This window comes from Vibrio sp. T13N (genome assembly GCF_032970445.1).
GTDB classification, from domain to species: domain Bacteria; phylum Pseudomonadota; class Gammaproteobacteria; order Enterobacterales; family Vibrionaceae; genus Vibrio; species Vibrio diabolicus.
In genome coordinates, this window is sequence record NZ_JAWJYE010000004.1 from 333,135 (window position 1) to 349,647 (window position 16,513).

Sequence of the window (16,513 nt, forward strand, 5' to 3'; positions counted from 1 at the left end):
ATGACGTAGAGGTAGCATCATACTAGCGAGACACAAAAAGGGTAGCCAACGCTACCCTTTTCGATTTATCGGCCATTAATGGCATCAATCAGGCTCTTTGCTTCGCGGCGAATATCATCTTCACCGTAAACAATCGCCTCTTCTAGTAATTTTATCGCCCCTTGAGAATCGTTCATCTCGAGATAGATTTTAGCAAGGTCCAGTTTTCCAGCAGCTTCAGCGTTGCTATCTACGTCAACATCGCCGATCTCACCGATAACATCTGGAAACTCGTTCAATCCGACATCAAGCTTCAGATCTTCCTCTTCGAACTCACCACCTTCTTTATCGACCTGAGCCATCAATTCATCAATCGTCATAAATTGATTTTTCTTCGGGTCGAAGTCATCCAAGTTGCTTTGCTCTGCCCAGTTTTCTTGCGCGATCTCTGGCTGACTTAGTGCATCACTTGAATTCCAGACATCACGCTGGTCCTCGGGCACTTCGTCCGCAGAACTTACGCTATCGGCAGTTGGTTTAAAGCCATCCCAATCATCTCCAACATCAAGCATGGTTTCAAAATCCATACCTGCGCTTGCGATGGTGTCACTGTCTAACTGACCTTCAAATACCTCTGAACTTGCGTCTTCAGCAAGAAGGTTAGCCATTGAAGATTCATCATCTAAGTCACTTAGCGGCTCACCCTCTGTCGCCGTTAGCTGCACTTCTGGTTCAGTATCAAAACCGTTTTGCTGCGCAAAGACTTCAAACAAAGCATCATGATCGTTATCGGCTTGAAGACTTGGTCTCGATGTCTCAGCTTCAACATTAGGAGTCTCTGGCGCACTCTCATTCATTGATGCGAGAACATCTTCCTCATTGAACTCAGGAAGATCTTGGTCGTCAAAACTTAGCTCTTCACCCTCACCGGAGATTGGTTCTATATCTACGGTTTCAGAACTCGGTAATTCTGGCTCTTCTTCCATAGACGCCAATGCGTCTTCTTCACTGAATTCTGGCAGTTCGAGTTCATCAAAATCGAACTCTTCTGCTTCAGTAGCAGACTCAGCTTCAGAGCGCTCAGGCTCGATAAATTCTGGTTCATCTAACGTAGGTTCGCCCGCCATAGACGCCAATGCGTCCTCTTCGCTGAACTCTGGTAGATCGAGTTCATCGAAATCGAACTCTTCTTCTGCTTCAGTCGCCGACTCAACTTCAGAGCGCTCAGGCTCGATAGATTCTGGGTCATCAAACGCAGGTTCGCCGGCCATGGAAGCCAATGCATCCTCTTCACTGAACTCTGGCAGTTCGAGTTCATCGAAATCGAACTCTTCTTCTGCTTCAGTAGCCGACTCAGCTTCAGAGCTCTCAGGCTCGATAGACTCTGGGTCATCAAACGCAGGTTCGCCCGCCATGGACGCCAATGCATCCTCTTCACTAAACTCTGGCAGTTCGAGTTCATCGAAATCGAACTCTTCTGCTTCAGTAGCAGACTCAGCTTCAGAGCGCTCAGGCTCGATAGACTCTGATTCATCTAACGTAGGTTCGCCTGCCATGGACGCCAGTGCGTCTTCTTCGCTGAACTCTGGTAGTTCGAGTTCATCAAAATTGAATTCATCTTCTGCTTCAGTCGCCAACTCAACTTCAGAGCGCTCAGGCTCGACAGGCTCTGGTTCATCAAACGCAGGTTCGTCGGCCATGGATGCCAGTGCATCTTCTTCACTGAACTCTGGTAGTTCGAGTTCATCAAAATTGAACTCTTCTTCTGCATTGGTGGCCGAATCAGTTTCTGATGCTAGTTCTGAACTTTCTGGCTCACTTTTGTTACCCGAGTTTTGTTCTTGTTCTGGTTGAGTTTCACTTTCTAGTTCAGGCTCATCCAGTAGCCAATCTTCTTCTTGTGGAACACCAAATTCATTTTCTACTGTATTTGGTGTCGGAGTGAACGCTGGAGCGTCTTCTTCTGTCTCAACTTGAGGCGGCACTTTAGCATCAGGCTCTACTGATGCATCTTGCGTTGACTTAGAATTGGCATCCTCTTCTTGTTGTGGCGAAGATTCCTCTATCTCAGCTTGCGGCTCTTCAACTTGTTGTTGCGCTAAATCACCTTCAGTATCAAATAGTGCATCCAGTTCAGCAGAAAAGTCCGCTTTTTCTTGCTCTGTAGGCTGAAGCTCTTCACTGTCTGACTCAAACAAGTCGTCTAGCTCGCTCATTAAAGGATCGTTCTCTGGTGAGAGGTCCTCTAAATCACCCAGAAACTCATCGCTGCTAAATGGCTCTGAAGCAGTTTCTGGCTCGGTTAATGGTTGCTCTGGCGCTGTTTGTTGTGGGTCTGGTTGACTGTCACTTAATAAAGCGTCGATGTCCAAACCAGACTCAATTTCCGGCTCTTCATGAGCGGGCTCTGACTCGGCTATTGAAGATGGTTTTTCGTCGCCGTCTGGTTCGCCAAAACCAAGTGAAGCGAGTAACTCTTCCTCTTCCGATTTATTCTGTGCAGGGCTTTCGTCCTCTCGAATCAGATCATCAAACGGATCTAACTCAGTCTCAGTTCCTGTCTCTTCATCAAGTTCGGATGTGACGTCATCAATGAGTTCATCCAGTAAATCTGTGCTATCTGCATCTAACTCTTCAATCGAGTCATCACCTTCAAAACCAGAGAGTGCTTCTAGCTCATTCAGTGGGTCAAACTCGTCGTCTGTTTCATCTTCGTCAAAATCGATCAGTTCATCGAGTAAGTCCGTACTGTTTTCATCTAGAACGGCGTCTTCGCTGGCGTCACCTTCAACTTCTGTCGACTCAGTAACAGGCTGCTCGTATTGAGCTAATAGCTTATCGATATCGTCATCAGATGCCTCTCCTGCGCTAAAATCATCATCCGATACGGGCTGTTTTAGTTCAGGTTCATCGGTATCTAGGTCGAAGTCGTCATTGCCAAGTTCCGCAAACAAGTCATCAAGCATATCCTGATCGACAGTGTCACTTGGTAACTCTTCTGACGGTTCATCTGCTGCAAGTAGTTCCGCAAATGCGTCTTCTGAAAGCGAGTCTGCTTTCTCGTTCGTATCATCTGAAAGATCGAAGCCAGCCTCATCGTCATCGAGCACTTCTAGTTCTGGAGCAACCTCATCTAAGGCTCGCTCCATCTCTTCTAAACCAAGCGCTTTTTCTTCGCCGTTAACTTGGATACCATTGTTCGATGACTCAAACTCATCCAGACCAACATCCAGGTCGCCGTCATCACCGATACCCGCAAATGGGTCATCGTCCCCTTCTAAGTTGAAATCCAGTTCTTCATCGTCAAGGTTGGCAAAGACGTCTTCTTCTAAATCTGGCTTCTCTTCTTGTGTAGCCTGAGTATTAATATCTTCATCTGCGAACAACTCATCATCAAGTGTGAGTTCTTCATCCAGCTCGTCCGTCGCCGCTAAACCAATTGGCGCAGCTAATGGATCGGTTTCCTGCGGCGATTGCGCAGCAGGCTCTTCCTCTTTGTTTTTAGAACGGCGACCAAGCAACATCACAACCAATAGTGCCAGCAATGCACCTGGAATAAGCGCCGCTAAGCCGACAAGCCAACCATTAGACAAAATCTTGTCAATCGTACTTGGCTGCATGCGTTGTTGCTCAGCAAGGCGCTGGCGCTCTTCAGCAAGCAGTTTCTCGACTTCCGAGCGAATGCGTTCTTCGTCATTCAGCTCATTTTTCAAGGTTTCAACTTCGCTTTGCACTTCTGACAACATTAAGCGAAGACGATGGTTCTTCTCTTCCAATGACTCTAATTCACTTTGTGAGCCTTGAAGTTTGTCTTTTAACGCACTGACCTGCTTTTCACCCTGCGGAGAGGTGTTCACAGGTGGCGCAGGAATAACTGGTATTGTTTTTTGAACCGGTTTTGGTTCCGCAGCTACAGTGGTTTCTGATTTAGGAGCAACAGGCTTGGGTTCTACTTTTATTTGTGGCTTTGGTTGCTCGGTGACGCGTTGCGCTGGCGTGGCTCTATTTGTCGGCTTCGGCTGTTTTAACTTAGCCTCGTGCGCCTTCATAATCGCAACAGCTTGCTCTGTAGTCGCGCTTTGCACTTGCTCTAGAGACGGTACTCGTAGTCGACTCCCTGGGATCAACTCATGAATGTTTTGGTTCTCAAACGCTTGAGGGTTAATTCGATAAATGGCAAGAAGCGTTTGTTGAACGGTAACACCGCGTGAAGGTCGTAATTCTGAAGCGATCGACCATAGTGTTTGATTTTCACCAGTCGGACCAAAGAAACGTGACGGCTGAGTATTTGCAGGAGGAGCAGGTAATGCTCGCTCAATATCTTCAGCATAGCTCGGAGATGATTGCACTTCACCAGACGGTCCAACAAGACGAATTCCTTCGGCTTGAACCACTGATGATGTCTGAGTCGCGCTCATCAACACAAGGGCTGCTAACAAACGCTTATAATTTTGACGCATAGAAGGCTCAGTTTTGTGCTAAATACAATTTGAAATGGTGATCGGTTAAATATATCGGATATCACATGCAAAACTATAGCGTTGAGAATAAAAAATGTGTGGCTCTCGCCATATTCGTACTAATCTCACACTATTTTGTTCCGTTCGTACAAAAAAGCCTCGCACAATGCGAGGCTTTGAAATGAACAGTAAGTGACTTAGTAGTAATCGCGGATCAGGACTTCAGCGATTTGTACCGCGTTAGTTGCTGCGCCTTTACGCACGTTATCCGCCACAACCCACAAGTTTACACCACTGTGGTGGCTGATATCGTTGCGGATACGACCAACCATAACATGATCTTTACCGCCCGCATCACGCACTTGTGTCGGGAAGTCATCACCGTGGAAGACTTCAATGCCTTCTGCTTGATCAAGTAGATTAATGACTTCTTGTGCATCAATTGGAGAACGAGTCTCAATGTGAAGCGCTTCAGCATGACCATAGAATACCGGCACACGCACACACGTTGGGTTTACTGTGATTGATGGATCGTTAAAGATCTTCTGTGTTTCCCACACCATTTTCATTTCTTCTTTGGTGTAGCCATTTTCCATCATCTGATCGATTTGCGGAATACAGTTAAACGCGATCTGTTGAGAGAATTGCTTCTTGTCTGCAGGCAGACCGTTTAGCAGCTTCGCCGTTTGACCTGCTAGCTCATCAATACCCGCTTTTCCTGCACCAGATACCGATTGGTAAGTTGATACGTTAATACGCTCAATGCCCACCGCATCGTGAATTGGTTTTAGTGCCACCAGCATTTGGATGGTTGAACAGTTCGGGTTCGCGATGATGTTACGGTTACGAAACTCTGCAATCGCTTCTGGGTTTACTTCAGGCACAACAAGAGGAATATCGTACTCGTAACGGAAGTGTGATGTGTTGTCGATAACAATCACGCCTTCGTCTGCTGCGATTGGAGCCCACTTGGCTGATAGCTCACCACCAGCAGAAAACAGTGCGATATGCGCTTGAGACCAATCGAACTCTTCTACGTTTTGAACGCGTACCGTTTTACCATTGAAGCGGTAAGTCTTGCCTTCGCTGCGCTCACTCGCGAGTAGGAAGATTTCGCCTACTGGGAATTTGCGCTCTTGAAGCACATCCAAAATTGTTTCACCGACCGCACCGGTCGCTCCTAAAATGGCAACATTATATTGCTGGCTCATTGACTTACCTCAATCTGAAAACCTAGTTCTGCTAATGGAGCAAGGTTACATGTTTTGTTACCCACTAGCGTGACAGCGCTGTATTCACGGCGATCCCAGTAGTTTTTACGCATCAGGTCAAAAGCGCCTGGCTTACTGATTTCACGGCGGAAAAGAGCGTCATCTCTACGCACATCATAGATTAACTGCGTGATGTTATGCAGTATTGCTTCGTCCCAAGCTCTGTCCAATACCATAGTAGGAACAGGCGCGGTTGGCAGTAAATCGCTGGCATGCGCACGTAATTCGTTATTTAAGAACTCACAGTAGCTGTTGAAAATCATCGTCGTACCGCGAGCTTTCCCTTCCAAGCCGTAGCCTGCAACGTGAGGGGTTGCGAATGCTAGCAGAGGCAGAAGCTCCATATCAACCTCTGGTTCAAATTCAAATACGTCAAGCGCTGCGGTAAAACCGTCGTTTTTCAAAAGACGTTGCTTCAATGCCTCGTTATCAACGATTGGACCTCGCGCGGCGTTAATCAAAATCTGATCACCACGAAGCGAGTTTAAAACCGTTTCATCAATTAAATGATGAGTTGGATATGGGCCATCTTTGGTGATTGGCGTATGTAGTGTAATGATGTCTGAGCTTTCAATCAGTTCTGTCAACGGAGTAAAGCTACGAGGATCACCAGCCTCTTGTTTGAATGGGTCATTGATGAGAACTTTAATCCCCATGCCTTTCAAACATTTCTCTAGGTAGCTACCTACTTGGCCTGCACCAATAATACCTACCGTCTTGTCAAATACCGAGAAGCCTTGTTGCTGAGCGAGCACCATCATCACGCTGAACGCATACTCCGCCACACCCACTTTGTTACAACCCGGCGCAGCGGTGAAGAATATACCTTTCTCTTTTAAAAGCGCTTGGTCGACATGATCCATACCTGCTGTTGCGGTACCAACAAACTTTAGCTTGTTTGCTTTGCTGATTAGATCGGCATTCACTTTGGTTACCGAGCGAATCATTAGAGCATCGATATCCACTAAATCATCAGCCGTCAGTGTACGACCTGGTTTTAGAATCACTTCACCGAGTTGGCTGAATAGCTCTTCAGCGTACGGCATATTTTCATCAACAATAATTTTCATAGCACCAGCGTTTTAACATCCATTTGTATGAGTTCGTTTATTCGCAAGATGCGAAACTAAAACGATTGTGCCCTTTTCCCGAAAAATCTCAAGAAATAACCCTAATAAACCTCAAGGAGATTGGCTCCAAAGAAATCGTTTAACGGGAAGCAACGTAAAAAGCAGAAATTGAGAAAAGAAAAAGCCCGGCTAAATAGCCGGGCAAAGTTCCAGAACAAAAGGATCCTATCCCGCTCTCCATGGGATAGAGTCTGCGTCTGTTCGATCAGTGTGACTGATCAAGCTCTGGAAACTGGATTGTTGACGCTGTTCTCACTCACGTGGCGCGCCAACAAATTCAGTTAACCTTGGTACTTTTTAATAACCAAAGTTGCGTTTGTGCCGCCAAAGCCAAAGCTGTTTGACATTACAGTTGTTAACTCTGCATCACGTGCTTCTGTCACGATGTCCAGACCTTGAGCTGCTTCGTCCAAGTTTTCAATATTGATGCTTGGAGCAATGAAGTTTTTGTCTAGCATAAGTGTTGAGTAAATCGCTTCGTGCACACCAGCTGCGCCTAGTGCGTGACCAGTCATTGCTTTTGTTGCAGAGATTGCTGGGCTGTTCTCACCAAACAATTGTTGGATCGCACCAAGCTCTTTCACGTCACCAACTGGTGTCGACGTGCCGTGCGTGTTGATGTAATCCACACCGTCAACGTCTTGCATCGCCATCTTCATACAACGGATCGCGCCTTCACCTGATGGTGCTACCATGTCATAGCCATCTGAAGTCGCACCGTAACCTACGATCTCACCGTAGATTTTCGCGCCACGTGCTAGAGCGTGCTCAAGTTCTTCGATAACCAGCATGCCGCCACCACCAGAGATAACGAAACCATCACGGTCCGCATCATACGTACGAGATGCTTTGTCTGGAGTGTCGTTGTATTTCGTTGACAGCGCACCCATGGCGTCAAACATCATGGTTTGAGACCAATCAAGCTCCTCACCGCCACCAGCAAAAACAATGTCTTGTTTACCAAGTTGAATAAGCTCCATCGCGTGACCGATACAGTGTGCAGAGGTAGCACATGCAGAGCTCATTGAGTAGTTCACACCACGAATCTTAAATGGCGTAGCAAGACAAGCGGAAACCGTAGAAGACATAGTACGAGGAACCATGTAAGGGCCAACTCGTTTTACGCCTTTTGCGCGCATCGTGTCTGTCGCTACCGTTTGGTTGTATGCAGAAGCACCGCCAGAACCCGCAACGATACCGGTACGATCGTTTGAAACCTGATCCTCTGTAAGACCAGCGTCTGCGATTGCCTGCTCCATTGATAGGTATGCATAAGCAGCCGCATCACCCATAAAGCGCATCTGCTTACGGTCGATGTGTTCCGCCGGGTTGATTTTTAGGTCACCCCATACTTGCGAACGAAGACCGTGTTCTTTGAACTGCTCAGATGCAGTGATGCCAGATTTGCCCGCTTTAAGAGACGCTAGAACTTCTTCGACGTTGTTACCGATACTTGAAACAATACCCATACCGGTGATTACGACTCGTTTCATTATGACATTCCTATAATTCAAAAATCCGCTAGATGATAACTAAGATAGTCAACAAAAGTGGTCAGCTTTCCCATAAATTCGTACAATCGCCCCATTCTTACCGCGCCAAATCACAAATTTGCACCATTATGACTTCAATAAAAAACGCAGAACTTGGTTGGAACGAAGCTGGTACTCCGGTTTCAGACCAATTTGATGATGTTTACTTCTCTAACGTAAACGGTCTTGAAGAGACACGCTACGTTTTCTTAAAACAAAATCATCTCCCAGAAAGATGGCAGGAATTTGACCAAAGACGTTTTGTCATTGGTGAAACAGGATTTGGCACGGGATTAAACTTCTTAGCAGTATGCCAGTGGTTTAGTGAGTTTCGTCGTCAGCATCCAGACGCAGCATTGAAAGAGCTGCATTTTATTAGCTTTGAAAAATACCCGCTAAGCCAAGCGGATTTAAAGAAGGCGCATGAAGCTTGGCCTGAGCTAGCTGAGTACGCGAAAAAGTTACAAAAGCACTACCCTGCCGCCGTACCTGAGTGTCACCGCATTGTGCTTGAAGATGGCGCAATTACACTCGACCTTTGGTTTGGTGACATCAAAGACTGCATGCCGCAAGTGCCTTATGGCGAACAAGGACTGATTGACGCTTGGTTCTTAGATGGATTCGCGCCAAGCAAAAACCCAGAGATGTGGAACCAAAATCTGTTCAACAACATGGCTAAGTTAGCCAAGCAAGACTGTACAGTTGCCACTTTTACCGCAGCGGGCTTTGTGCGTCGAGGATTGAACGAAGCAGGCTTTGCAATGAAAAAGGTCAAAGGCTTTGGCACCAAGCGTGAAATGATCGCAGGTTCGATGGAACAACGCGAAAAGCAGTCGAATCATCTTCCGTGGTTCAATCGCACGGCGTCCAGCAATCTTGATTCGATTGCCATAATCGGAGGCGGTATTGCCAGTGCAGCGTTGGCAAAATCGTTGGTTCGTCGTGGCCAAAACGTCACGCTTTACTGCAAAGACACTCAACCAGCCGAAGGAGCGTCGGGGAATCGTCAAGGGGCCGTGTATCCATTGTTGAACGGTCCTCATACTGGTGTTTCGCGTGTTTTTGCACCTGCATTTTTGTTTGCAAGACAATTTATTGAACAAGCTGCGGAGTCGGTTACATTCGATCACGATTGGTGTGGTGTAACTCAGCTAATGTGGGATGAAAAATCTGCTGATAAGCTGGAAAAGATGCTTGCGGGTAATTTTCCTTCTGAATTGATTCAAAAACTGTCCGCCGAGGAAACTGCGAATACTATCGGATTACCTATCGATATGTCGTCTGTGCACTACCCAATGGGAGGGTGGTTGTGCCCTGCCGAGCTAACTCGTGGGTTAATCAAACAGTTAGAACAGACATCGTTACTCTCAACGAAGTTTGAACATCACGTTGAAGCATTAAATTGGGATGAAGAGCATCAGCTTTGGACACTAACGGTCAATGGTCAAACATTTGAGCACTCAACCGTTGTGATTGCGAATGGCCATGAGTTCCAGACATTGAGCCAAACCGCTTCCCTGCCGATGGGACAGGTGAAAGGGCAAGTCAGTCATGCTCCGGCAACCGAAACGCTGAGTCAATTGAAAACGGTATTGTGTTACGACGGCTACATGACGCCTGTTAACCCAAACAATCAGCACCTGTGCATAGGCGCGAGCTACGATCGCAGTCACCTAGACTACGAATTTGATGAAAACGCTCAGAAGGATAACGCAGAAAAGTTAGTTAAGTGCGTACCGAACCAAGAATGGCCAAAAGAGGTAGATATCAGGGGCAATCGATCTCGCCAAGGTATTCGCTGCGTGAGCCGAGATCACTTACCATTTGTCGGAAATGTGGGTGACTTTGAGACGATAAAAACGCAATACGCCAACTTACAAAATCAAAAAGCAGAAGAGGTAGAAACCGTTCATCAGTTCACTAACTTATTCTGCTTCTTAGGTTTAGGATCTCGTGGGCTGAGCTCTGCACCATTGTTAGCTGAAGTGTTGGCCTCGCAAATCTGTGGAGACCCGCTGCCATTACCTGTTGATGTATTGACCGAACTTCATCCAAGTCGAATGTGGGTTCGTAAACTAAGAAAAGGCAAAGCCATTACTGATCTGTAAGAGTATTCTCTCGTTTACATTCCCGACGCAGGTATGTGTCGGGAATCGCTAACTCATTAAGTCACTCGTGTTGAAATTACTTCAGCTGTGCAATTGCCTGTTTCACTTGCTCTGCTACTTCCGGATTTACCGCTTCACCAGACTCCACATCAAAGTTCTCGTAGAAGCTCGGCACAGATAGCGATGCTTTCACATCTGCTCCGAAAAATTGCGCGGAACCTGTTGCCGCCGCAAGAACGCTCTGTGCGCCACCCGGGCCAGGAGAAGTTGCTAAGTAAACGACCGGCTTGTTTTGAAATACGTTGCGCTCAATGCGCGTCGCCCAATCAAACAGGTTTTTATACGCTGCTGGGTATGAGCCGTTATGCTCTGCGAAGGAAACAACAATAGCGTCAGCCTCAGCCAAATCACGTAAAAATGCGACCGCACCTTCAGCTTGACCAATTTCTTTCTCTTTGTCTTCGCTAAACATCGGTACTTGATAATTGTTTAAGTCTAAAACGTTCACTTGAGCGTCTTCGACTTGGTTTGCTGCGTAAGTAGCAAGTAGTTTATTGATTGAGGTAGAGCTGGTAGAAGCACCAAATGCGACAATTTTCATGGTTGTAATCCTTTGTTCACGTTTTATGCTAACCAGAATAAAAGTTGAACAGTTTCGCTACAACCACAAAAATTTTATGGAGAGGTTCGAATTTTTCGAAGTAGTAAATGACTTGGACTAATAAACGGAGAACAACGTTCGGAGATTAAGCCTGAGCCTGCAGTTCTTGCCACAAGTCACTGACGATCGCGCGATCAGCTGGGCTTAATTCGGTACGAGCGTCTTCCAAACTGCTCTCAATGCGTGACTTCAGTTCAGTAATATCGCTAATGCCTTCTTCTTCACAAGATGCCGCAGACAAAGAGATGTGACCACGTAGATAACCACCAGCAAACAATTCATCGTCAGATGCTGTTTCAATTCGAGCATCAATCAGTTCCAGTAGTTTTTCTTCAAATTCAATAATCATGGTGTATCTCTGAGGTTATTTGAGGTTATTTAACGCAAAAGTCTGACGCTTCCAGCGGCTTGGTTTGGTAAAACGCACGCAGAGCATCCGAAAGCATTCTCACTCGCAAAGGCAAGCCAGCTTCCAAAATACCCAACACTTCTTTATGCACTTTCTGCATAAAGCCGAGCCTATCTGGTTCAAAATCGCCGTGTAGATTGTCACAACTCACCGTAAAAGGGAAGCCAGCACTTTGTGCCAGAATCCATTCATAAGCTTGCGGACGCACTTCAACTTTCTCAAACTCCGCTTGAACTTCTGCCGTGCGCCCATCGGGTTCATACCAATAGCCAAAATCTTCCAGCAAACGACGCTCTGGCCCTGCCACACACCAATGCGAGATTTCGTGTAATGCGGAGGCATAAAAACCCCGAGCAAAAATAATCCGATGATGAGGATGTTCATCATCAGCAGGAAGATAAATAGGCTCATCACCACCTAACTCCAATTTCGTATTAAATTGGTCTAAAAAGGTGTCATTAAAAATGGTAATAAGGTCTTGGTATTCGTGGGTCATCGTCGAGTTTGTACTTCAGTTTGACATGCGCTGGGTATTGTCGCTGTTTTTATCTATTAGGTAAAGATGCTCCCACAGTTTTGGTTATTAGTTGAATTTATCTGAACATCGCTTTCTCCATATAATTTCTCATTCGTCAGCGTACTCATTTGCTACTACACTCTCGCCTTATTTTGATGCTGCTCAAACTGCTGTTTTTTAAGCGGTTTGATTACATGCATGTTGCTGGTTTTAATCACTTTTTAAGAATGATAAAACCTTTTGTAAGTGTTGTTACTGCGCCTACGATGATTCATGTAGAACGTAGTGACTTTTTACGTTGAGTGTCTCCCTATGTTGCTAAGTGTGTTGTATATCATTGGTATCACGGCTGAAGCCATGACAGGTGCGTTGAGCGCTGGTAGAAGAAAAATGGACTGGTTTGGTGTTATGTTGGTGGCCAGTGCAACGGCCATTGGTGGTGGCACCGTACGTGACATTTTACTGGGACACTACCCTCTTGGTTGGGTAAAAAATCCAGAGTTCCTGGCAATCACGTGTGTTGCGGGTGTACTTACCACAGGCTTAGCTAAATGGGTGATTAAGCTAAAAGGTCTATTCATCCGCCTTGATGCATTAGGTCTAATCGTGTTCAGCATCATCGGAACTAAGATTGCGATGGGCATGGGCTTACACCCTGGGATCTGCATGGTTTCAGCGCTAGTAACGGGTGTATTCGGTGGGCTACTCCGCGACTTAATCTGTCGCCAAACACCGTTGGTGCTGCATGAAGAACTTTACGCTTCTGTCGCTCTTATCGCATCAGGAATGTACTTAGCGCTATTAGAATTTAATGTTCCCGATGTAACAGCCACTATCATTACACTGATCACCGGTTATATGCTGCGTATGGCCGCGGTACGTTTTAAGTGGCGTCTCCCTTCTTTCAATTTGGAAACGGAAGGCTCACTCCATTAATTTAAATCTAAACGCGTAATGAAAACACATTAAAAAGGCTGCTCATTGAGCAGCCTTTTGTCTCTTTATCAAGCTTATTTTTAAGCTTAAATCTTCGGTGTTTCAGTTGTTACGCCATGGTTTTGACCACGATGACGCAGCAAATGATCCATCACAACAATCGCTAGCATCGCTTCAGCAATTGGTACGGCACGAATACCCACACAAGGATCATGACGGCCTTTGGTGATCAACTGAGTTGGCTCACCTTCTTTTGTGATGGTCTCACCCGGAACTGTGATGCTTGATGTTGGCTTAAGCGCAATGTTAGCCACAATGTCTTGACCAGTTGAGATACCGCCAAGAATACCGCCCGCGTGATTACTGCCAAAACCTTCAGGAGCAAGCGTATCACGGTGTTGACTGCCTTTTTGGTTTACCACATCAAAGCCATCACCGATCTCAACGCCTTTCACCGCATTAATGCTCATTAGCGCGTGCGCAATGTCGGCATCCAGACGATCAAATACAGGTTCACCAAGACCAACAGGCACGTTAGTTGCCACAACCTGAATTTTCGCGCCAATTGAGTCGCCTTCTTTTTTCAGGTCACGGATAAGTTGGTCAAACGCTTCTACTTTGTCCACATCTGGGCAAAAGAACGCGTTGTTTTCGATTTCGTTCCAATCTACCTTGTCGATAGAGACATCACCCATTTGTGACAAGTACGCGCGAATCTCAACACCAAACTCATCTTTCAAGTATTTCTTCGCGATTGCACCCGCCGCCACACGCATTGCGGTTTCACGAGCAGACGAACGGCCGCCACCTCGATAGTCACGGATGCCATACTTTTGGTGGTAAGTATAATCAGCATGACCCGGACGGAATTTATCTTTGATGTCCGAGTAATCTTTTGAGCGCTGATCGGTGTTTTCAATTAGCAAACCGATCGATGTGCCTGTGGTTTTGCCTTCAAAAACACCAGAAAGAATTTTAACTTCATCCGGTTCACGACGTTGTGTGGTGTAACGTGATGTGCCTGGACGACGGCGGTCGAGATCGATTTGCAGATCTGCTTCTGTAATTTCTAACCCCGGAGGACATCCGTCTACGATACATCCCAGTGCGATACCGTGACTTTCCCCGAATGTCGTCACTCGGAAATGTTGTCCGATACTGTTTCCTGCCATTACTTCCTCAAGTTTTTATCGCTACGCCCTCTCAAACCAGAGCGCAACTGCTTTCCAATTCTTCGTGGATTCATAGTGGCTTTATTACGTTTTGATGTAAAGAGTTAATATCGGCGAGTTATGCATAAAAAAACACCGAGCATAAAGCTCGGTGTTTTGACGTTTAGTGCAAGACCCTATTAGTCTTTGTACAGTTTGAACTCTTCGGCACACTCAACCAGCTGGTCACGCGTTAGCATGAATACGCCGTGACCGCCGTTCTCAAACTCAATCCAAGTGAACGGAATCTGTGGGTACTGTTCCATCATATGAATCATTGAGTTGCCAACTTCACAGATAAGAATGCCGTTATCTGTTAGGTAGTCTGGTGCGTTTGCAAGAATACGACGCACAAGTTTTAGGCCATCCGTACCGGCTGCTAAACCAAGCTCAGGTTCGTGTGTGAACTCGTCTGGCAAGCTGTTCATGTCTTCTTCATCCACATATGGTGGGTTAGACACGATCAGGTTGTACTTCTCTTTTGGTAGGTCGCGGAACAAGTCAGAGCGAATTGGGAATACTTGCTGCTCCATGCCGTGATCTTGTACGTTTTGCTCCGCGACTTGTAGTGCGTCCGTTGAGATATCAATCGCATCCACTTCAGCTTCAGGGAACGCGTGAGCACATGCAATTGCGATACAGCCGCTGCCTGTGCATAGGTCCATGATGCGCGCAGGCTCTTCCACCAACCAAGGTTGGAATTCTGCTTGAATCAACTCACCGATTGGAGAACGTGGCACAAGTACGCGCTCATCAACGAAGAATTCAAGACCGCAGAACCAAGCTTTGTTGGTTAGGTATGCAGTTGGTGTACGTTCATTGATACGTTTTACTACGCGCTCAACAATACGCAGACGCTCGCTGGTCGTTAGGCGAGAGTTTAATACGTGCGGAGGCACATCAATCGGCAAGTATAAGGTTGGCAGGATAAGCTGAACCGCTTCATCCCACGCATTATCAGTACCATGACCGTAAAACAGGTTCGCTGCGTTAAAGCGGCTTACCGTCCAACGAATCATATCTTGAAGGGTATGCAGCTCCGATACCGCTTCTTCTACAAAAATCTTATCCAAAATTGCCTCCGAAAAGCGCTACAATACTGCCAATAAAAGTTTATTAATGAAATTGTTTACCTAATGAGCAAAAAAGACACCGAACACGATGACGATTTCGCCTTGTTTCAGGAAGCAGTACAGGGCGTAAAAAAGTTGCGACAGGATACCATAATCCAGCAACCAAAAAAAAATACTAAGCAAAAAGAAATCAAGCGCTCCAACCGGGAAGCGAGTGATTCTGAGTTTTACTTCTCCGACGAGTTTGTCCCTCTCTTAAATGAAGAAGGCCCAACTCGTTATGCACGTGACGACGTCTCCACTTATGAAGTTAAACGTCTACGTCGCGGCGTGTATGTACCTGACGTATTCCTCGATATGCACGGCATGACACAACAAGAAGCTAAACGCGAACTTGGTGCGATGATCGCCTACTGCGTCAAAAACGAGATTCACTGTGCGTGTGTGCAACATGGCATTGGTAAACACATCCTGAAACAGAAAGCGCCACTTTGGTTAGCACAACACCCAGACGTAATGGCTTTCCACCAAGCACCACTAGAATTCGGCGGTGATGGTGCGCTGTTAGTTTTGCTCTCGATTCCAGAAAAGTAACTAGCTCACTGTAGAAGCAATTAAACAAAAAGGCAGGAAATTTCCTGCCTTTCTTCATTCTATATCTAATGTTTAAATGCTTATTTGGTTTCGACGCTTATGGCGTAATATGCCACAGCACTTCACCGTTTTGCGTTTGTAGATCGTATTCAATACATACTAGACCTGATGTAGGAAACATCGGTGGTGCCATGTCTTTTACAAACTCTGAAGTGAGATAACCAACCAAAGGCAAGTGAGAGACAAGCAGAAGCGAGTCTAGTTTTTCCACTTCAATCAATGCACTTGCAAAATCAAATACATGCTCAGATTGGCCGTAAGGTGTAATATCTTCACAAGTTTCGATGCTTTTTGCAGCAAAATACTCGCTGATCTCTTGCCAAGTTTGTTGAGCTCTAATGTACGGACTCACCAACACTTTATCGAATTGCGCAAAACCTTGTTCTTTACAGGCTCTCGCAACCGCTTCTGATTCGACTCTGCCTCTTGGGGTCAATTGTCGTGCTGCGTCTGAATCTGCAAAATGCTCGGCTTCGCCGTGACGCATGATGAATATTTTCATGTTATTTCCTAGGGATAGCTAACGCTACCAAAAGGTTGACTGCTATCTTTATTAGATAGACGGGGCTAAC

At 46.1% G+C, this 16,513-nt stretch carries 13 protein-coding genes; 3 read left to right on the forward strand and 10 right to left on the reverse strand.

Going from position 1 to position 16,513, the window contains the following annotated elements; genetic code table 11:
* Positions 1-65 precede the first annotated feature (65 nt).
* The 4 genes from R2S67_RS09115 to fabB all read right to left on the reverse strand — a co-directional run bounded on the left by R2S67_RS09115 (position 66) and on the right by fabB (position 8,333).
* Entirely contained in the window at positions 66-4,439 is a 4,374-nt protein-coding gene (locus tag R2S67_RS09115; RefSeq protein WP_317343410.1) for a FimV/HubP family polar landmark protein, read from the reverse strand.
* 197 nt (positions 4,440-4,636) lie between these two features.
* Positions 4,637-5,650: an aspartate-semialdehyde dehydrogenase gene (locus R2S67_RS09120; protein ID WP_317343411.1), complete on the reverse strand. Its 1,014-nt coding sequence runs from the start codon at positions 5,648-5,650 to the stop codon at positions 4,637-4,639.
* Positions 5,647-6,780: a 4-phosphoerythronate dehydrogenase gene (locus R2S67_RS09125; RefSeq protein ID WP_317343413.1), complete on the reverse strand. Its 1,134-nt coding sequence runs from the start codon at positions 6,778-6,780 to the stop codon at positions 5,647-5,649. Before R2S67_RS09125 ends, R2S67_RS09120 begins: the two co-directional genes overlap by 4 nt.
* A 341-nt stretch (positions 6,781-7,121) precedes the next feature.
* Positions 7,122-8,333: a beta-ketoacyl-ACP synthase I gene (gene fabB, locus R2S67_RS09130; protein WP_006741726.1), complete on the reverse strand. Its 1,212-nt coding sequence runs from the start codon at positions 8,331-8,333 to the stop codon at positions 7,122-7,124.
* A gap of 128 nt (positions 8,334-8,461) precedes the next feature.
* Between fabB and mnmC the strand changes: the two genes are divergently transcribed.
* Entirely contained in the window at positions 8,462-10,480 is a 2,019-nt protein-coding gene (mnmC, locus tag R2S67_RS09135; protein ID WP_317343414.1) for a bifunctional tRNA (5-methylaminomethyl-2-thiouridine)(34)-methyltransferase MnmD/FAD-dependent 5-carboxymethylaminomethyl-2-thiouridine(34) oxidoreductase MnmC, read from the forward strand.
* Positions 10,481-10,556: 76 nt separating this feature from the next.
* Here mnmC and R2S67_RS09140 read toward each other — a convergent pair whose 3' ends face one another.
* The 3 genes from R2S67_RS09140 to R2S67_RS09150 form a co-directional block, all read right to left on the reverse strand.
* Positions 10,557-11,081 carry an NADPH-dependent FMN reductase gene (locus R2S67_RS09140; protein ID WP_053808780.1) on the reverse strand — a complete coding sequence of 175 codons (525 nt, stop codon included), beginning with the start codon at positions 11,079-11,081 and terminating at the stop codon, positions 10,557-10,559.
* A 145-nt stretch (positions 11,082-11,226) separates the two neighbouring features.
* Positions 11,227-11,490: a YfcL family protein gene (locus tag R2S67_RS09145; protein ID WP_005397926.1), complete on the reverse strand. Its 264-nt coding sequence runs from the start codon at positions 11,488-11,490 to the stop codon at positions 11,227-11,229.
* 25 nt (positions 11,491-11,515) lie between these two features.
* Positions 11,516-12,046 (reverse strand): elongation factor P hydroxylase, encoded by a 531-nt coding sequence (locus tag R2S67_RS09150; RefSeq protein ID WP_005397924.1) that lies wholly within the window; start codon positions 12,044-12,046, stop codon positions 11,516-11,518.
* 333 nt (positions 12,047-12,379) lie between these two features.
* Between R2S67_RS09150 and R2S67_RS09155 the strand changes: the two genes are divergently transcribed.
* Positions 12,380-13,003 (forward strand): trimeric intracellular cation channel family protein, encoded by a 624-nt coding sequence (locus R2S67_RS09155; protein WP_074191661.1) that lies wholly within the window; start codon positions 12,380-12,382, stop codon positions 13,001-13,003.
* A gap of 86 nt (positions 13,004-13,089) precedes the next feature.
* On the opposite strand, the gene aroC is transcribed toward R2S67_RS09155, so the two are convergent.
* Both aroC and prmB read right to left on the reverse strand, forming a co-directional pair.
* Entirely contained in the window at positions 13,090-14,175 is a 1,086-nt protein-coding gene (gene aroC, locus R2S67_RS09160) for a chorismate synthase (RefSeq protein WP_005397911.1), read from the reverse strand.
* Positions 14,176-14,354: 179 nt separating this feature from the next.
* Positions 14,355-15,287: a 50S ribosomal protein L3 N(5)-glutamine methyltransferase gene (prmB, locus tag R2S67_RS09165; protein WP_005397909.1), complete on the reverse strand. Its 933-nt coding sequence runs from the start codon at positions 15,285-15,287 to the stop codon at positions 14,355-14,357.
* A gap of 63 nt (positions 15,288-15,350) precedes the next feature.
* Between prmB and smrB the strand changes: the two genes are divergently transcribed.
* Positions 15,351-15,881, forward strand: coding sequence for an endonuclease SmrB (gene smrB / locus R2S67_RS09170; RefSeq protein WP_012841540.1), 531 nt, complete (start codon positions 15,351-15,353; stop codon positions 15,879-15,881).
* Positions 15,882-15,978: 97 nt separating this feature from the next.
* On the opposite strand, the gene sixA is transcribed toward smrB, so the two are convergent.
* Positions 15,979-16,443, reverse strand: a complete 465-nt coding sequence (gene sixA / locus R2S67_RS09175; protein WP_005397904.1) for a phosphohistidine phosphatase SixA — start codon at positions 16,441-16,443, stop codon at positions 15,979-15,981.
* Positions 16,444-16,513 lie beyond the last annotated feature (70 nt).